General features: G+C 40.5%; 2 protein-coding genes, 2 tRNA genes, 1 rRNA gene and 1 pseudogene. 1 reads left to right on the top strand and 5 read right to left on the bottom strand.

The window, feature by feature from the left end:
- Window positions 1-136 precede the first annotated feature (136 nt).
- Window positions 137-1,502, bottom strand: a pseudogene (locus ODU37_RS10470) (Cof-type HAD-IIB family hydrolase).
- Between the two features lie 69 nt (window positions 1,503-1,571).
- Here ODU37_RS10470 and ODU37_RS10475 point away from each other — a divergent pair.
- The gene (locus tag ODU37_RS10475; protein ID WP_024407233.1) at window positions 1,572-2,531 is read left to right on the top strand and encodes an asparaginase; all 960 of its coding nucleotides are present in this window, start codon (window positions 1,572-1,574) and stop codon (window positions 2,529-2,531) included.
- 63 nt (window positions 2,532-2,594) lie between these two features.
- Here ODU37_RS10475 and recG read toward each other — a convergent pair whose 3' ends face one another.
- The 4 genes from recG to rrf all read right to left on the bottom strand — a co-directional run bounded on the left by recG (window position 2,595) and on the right by rrf (window position 5,018).
- Window positions 2,595-4,613, bottom strand: coding sequence for an ATP-dependent DNA helicase RecG (gene recG, locus ODU37_RS10480; protein WP_044759312.1), 2,019 nt, complete (start codon window positions 4,611-4,613; stop codon window positions 2,595-2,597).
- A gap of 118 nt (window positions 4,614-4,731) precedes the next feature.
- Window positions 4,732-4,803: transfer RNA gene (locus ODU37_RS10485), tRNA-Glu, on the bottom strand.
- 22 nt (window positions 4,804-4,825) lie between these two features.
- A tRNA-Asn gene (locus ODU37_RS10490) sits at window positions 4,826-4,898 on the bottom strand.
- A gap of 4 nt (window positions 4,899-4,902) precedes the next feature.
- Window positions 4,903-5,018, bottom strand: a 5S ribosomal RNA gene (gene rrf, locus ODU37_RS10495).
- Between the last annotated feature and the right edge of the window lie 10 nt (window positions 5,019-5,028).

Genomic DNA, 5,028 nt, shown 5'->3' on the forward strand with positions numbered 1-5,028 from the left:
GTAAAAATGAGGACAGGGAAGCCTTTTTATTTTGTCCAAATAGCCACTATTCTGGCAAAAAGACGGACTATCAGACCAATAAACAGAAAAAGACAAACATCAAGCGAGATGTTTGTCTTCATTCTGAAGACTTGATTTACGAATCAAGTCTTTTCATCTGTCTTTTCAGCTCTTCCTGAATCTTTTCCTCCGGCGCAAACCGTTCTTCCCAATCATCAGGTTTTAAAATTTTATGGGTAATTGGATCAAAATGGGCCTTCCCATCCGGAAATGTTTTCCCCATATTTGCAGTATGGACTATCTGAAAAATTGGTTCTGGATCAACCCCCATCAAAACAAACGAACCATATGTAAAATAAAGAATATCCAGCAAAGCATCTACCTGATCCTGCATCGAAACCCCGAAACTTCTCTTGCCAGATACCTTAACAGCAGCAGTATCTAAATCCTGATGAAGTTGTTGAATAAAATCATAAAACTCAACTTCAGATTCTGAAGCTGCATGTAGAAATTCTACCAACTCCTCCACTTTAAAACCAGCGCGATGCAAAGCCGTCTGTCCATCATACACACTGGGAAGTTCTTGGGTTTCACCATCCATTAAAAAATGAAAATCCTTTACCCTATTAAAATTATCGTCCTTGCTCTGAAACATCTTATCCCTCAATCACACCAAAATGAATTAATGCCTTATAAATCCCATCACGATTATTTGTATCTGTAACAAAGGAAGCTGCTTGTTTAACCTTTTTCGTCCCATTTCCCATCGCTACCGAGTGCTGAATTTCATTCAACATTTCAAAATCATTATTAGAATCTCCGAATACCATAACTTCATCTAACTCAAAACCATATCGTTCTGCAACCTTTACAATACCCGATAATTTTGAATTTCCCTTACTGATAATATCAGTCGCATAGGGACTCGAACGCGTAAAAGACAAGTTCGGAAAGAGCACCTCCAATGATTGCGTCTCCCTTTCTGTCGTCAGCAACATCAGCTGATAGATTGGTTGAAAGAGAAAACCTTTCAAATTCGTTTCCTGTTGAGGACTAATCCAACGTACCAAGCGATTGAAAATAAAGTTTATGATTCCAGCCCAGGACTCCGGAATCATACGCGTCACACGATATGCAAAATTTCCTGTTCCAGCACTCATAATCTTACTACCAAATATGCCTTTAGCAGTTCCAAAAGACAAATCCTTATGGTGAGTTTGCGCATACTCCATAATTTGTTCAATTTGCTTTGGCTCTAAACTCTGACTATAAATAACTTCTTCTCTTGAAAAAATATATTGACCATTATAAGTAATGGCCAAATCTAGCCCTAAACTAGCCATATACTGCAAAACAAAACGAGGGTCACGTCCTGTAGCTAGACCAACTAAAATCCCCTTCTCTTTCAAAGTATTAATGGCGAGAATAGTTGAACTACTAACCATACGATTGTCGGTCAATAAGGTACCATCAATATCGAAAAATACAGCCTTTATCGTCAACCAACTCACCTACTTTCTAAGAATTATGTTACAATTAGTATATCATACTTTGAAAGAAACTGAAAATTTATGAAAAAAATTCTAGTATTGCATACAGGTGGAACCATTTCTATGCAAGCCAATCATCAGGGTGAAGTTGCATCGAGTAAAATCAATCCAATGACCCAAATTGATAGCCCACTAGAAGAAATTCAAGTGACATCCTTGGATTTTCTCAATGTTCCAAGTCCACACATTCGCTTAGAACACATGATGGCTCTATACCAAAAAATCAAAGAAGAACAAATGAACTTCGATGGTTTTGTCATTACACATGGCACAGATACTTTAGAAGAAACTGCCTATTTCCTTGATACAATGGCTATTCCAGAAAAACCAATTGTATTGACCGGAGCCATGCGTTCCTCAAATGAACTAGGTAGCGACGGGATTTATAACTACCGAACAGCTCTACGTGTAGCTGCTGATGATAAATCCGCAGATAAAGGTGTTCTAGTGGTCATGAACGATGAAATTCATGCTGCTAAATATGTTACAAAAACGCATACCACCAATGTCTCAACCTTTCAAACACCAACCCATGGACCACTGGGCTTAGTCACCAAACGAGAGATTCTCTATTTTAAAACTGCTGAACCACGTGTTCGATTTGACTTGTCAACAGTCACAGGAACGGTCCCAATCATAAAAGCTTATGCAGATATGGACTCCATCCTCCTTGATTCTCTCACTGCAAGCTCAATTTCCGGCTTAGTCATTGAAGCACTCGGCGCCGGAAATCTTCCGCCTACCATCCTTCCAGCCATTAAGAAACTCCTTGATCAAAAGATACCCATTATTCTGGTATCTCGCTGTTTTAACGGAATTGCTGAGCCTGTCTATGCCTACCAAGGAGGTGGCATCCAACTGGAACAAGACGGTATTCTATTTGTTAAAGAATTGAATGCTCAAAAAGCCCGACTCAAACTCCTTATCGCTCTCAATGCAGGCTTGGAAGAGCAAAGCTTGGCAGATTACATCCAAGGTTAATCGCTGACGAACTATACAATATGTCTAAAGACCAGCACATGTGTGTTGGCCTTTTTTATATGACTAATCCAATTCCTCTCGATCTTTCAAATTAGCAAGTAAAATCGACCAATTAGGGTCCTCCTGCCAATTTTCCACGCTAACAATCTGACTAGCAACTCGCCTTGCTTCCTCTAAAATTGGATAGTCCTCGATAATATTTGCAACCTGAAATTCTGGCAAACCTGATTGACGAGTTCCAAATATTTCTCCAGACCCACGCATTTTTAAATCCGCCTCAGCCAAAATAAAACCATCTGTCGTCTCTGTCATAATTTTCATGCGTTCCTTACCAGACTCTGTTTTAGGATTAGCAACTAACACTGCATAAGACTGCTTATGACCACGTCCTACACGCCCTCTCAACTGATGTAATTGGCTTAAACCAAAACGATCTGCATCCATAATAACCATCACCGTTGCATTGGGCACATTGACTCCGACTTCAATAACAGTGGTAGAAACCAAAATATTCGTTTTTCGCTCCTTAAAAGCCTGCATGATGGCATCTTTCTCGTCATTTTTCATCTTACCGTGTAACAAATCCACTGTAACTTGCTCTCCAAAATGCGCCTGTAAATCAGATTGCAGATCTACAGCATTCTTTAAATCCAGAGCCTCAGATTCTTCAATCAGCGGAGAGATAAAATAAACCTGAGCACCTACTTCTAACTCCCGCTCCAACCAATCTAAGACCGTAGGCAGCTGTTGATGTTTGACCCAGCGAGTAATAATTGGCTTCCGACCAGCAGGCAACTGATTAATAATCGATACATCCATATCTCCAAAAGCTGTAATGGCTAACGTCCGAGGAATAGGTGTAGCAGTCATCATGAGCACATCCGGATTATCACCCTTCTCACGAAACAGACGGCGCTGTTTAACACCAAAACGATGTTGCTCATCCGTCACAACCAAACCAAGCTTATGGTACGTCACACTTTCCTGGATAAGAGCATGAGTTCCTACAATGATGTCTACCTGACCACTAGAAATCGCCTCTAAAGCAGTACGACGCTCCGCAACCTTCATTCCCCCTGTCAAAAGAGCAATAGAAAGTTCTGGAAAAAGCTGGCGCAAACTCTCAAAGTGTTGCTCAGCCAAAATTTCTGTCGGGACCATAATTGCAGCCTGCATTCCCGCAGTCACAGCAGCAAACATAGCCAATCCAGCAACTACTGTCTTCCCTGAACCAACATCCCCTTGTAACAAACGATTCATGTGCCCATAGGACTTCATATCTGATAGTATTTCAGCCAAAGCCCCAGACTGAGCATCCGTTAAGACAAACGGCAATTGTCTTATTTGCATAGCCAATCTATCAGCATCATAGGCAATCTTCAAACCATTCGAAATATCACGATTGTTGGCTTTCAGCATTTGCAACTGTAATTGAAAATAAAATAATTCCTCAAACTTCATACGTCGCAAAGCTTGTCTATACTCTTCTAAATTTGTCGGAAAATGCATCGCAAAAACCGCCTCTCGGCGATTCATTAACCGATAGCGCTCTCGTAAAACTGATGGTAAATTCTCTTCTAATAAATGCAAATATCCCTGATCAATAGCTGTTTTAATTGCCTTAACCAAATTTACTTGCGAAATCCCTTGCGCCACATGATAGACAGGCTGCAGCTCATCTGATACTTGAGCCAAAACTTTCATTCCTGTCAAACTTGCCTTAGCCTTATCCCACTTTCCCCAAACTGCAATATCCTGCCCCAAAACAATCTTATCTGCTAAATAAGGCTGATTAAAAAACGAAACTGCTAAGACAACCTCACCCTGTTTCATTGAAAAACGGAGTCTATTTCTTTTGTAACCATAATACTGTACATTAGCTGGAGATACCACCTCCCCAACTACCACTGCCTTCTCACCATCCTGCAAATCATAAATAGACTTACTCTCAAAATCTTCATATCTAAATGGATAGTAAGTCAGCAAATCATTAATATTCTGAATGTTAATTTTTAAAAATTTTTCAGCCGATTTTGGACCAATCCCTGGCAAAACCGATAATTCATCACATAATCTTTTCATGTCTCTATTATATCAACAAACAATGAATAGACAAAGCAACAAGAAAAGAAAAGGAGCCAATTAAAGCCCATTTACCTCAAAAAACAAAAAAAAAAGAGACCTAAGCAGCCTCCCAATATAGTCCGTACGGGATTCGAACCCGTGTTACCGCCGTGAAAAGGCGGTGTCTTAACCCCTTGACCAACGGACCATATACTAAAGATTTCTCTTTACTCCGCCAACAGGGCTCGAACCTGTGACATCATGATTAACAGTCATGCGCTCTACCAACTGAGCTATGGCGGAATATGCTAAGCGACTACCGTATCTAACAGGGGGCAACCCCCAACTACTTCAGGCGTTCTAGGGCTTAACTGCTGTGTTCGGCATGGGTACAGGTGTATCTCCTAGGCTATCGTCACTTAACTACTGAGTC

Source organism: Streptococcus sp. 2021WUSS109, from assembly GCF_044427305.1.
GTDB lineage: Bacteria > Bacillota > Bacilli > Lactobacillales > Streptococcaceae > Streptococcus > Streptococcus suis.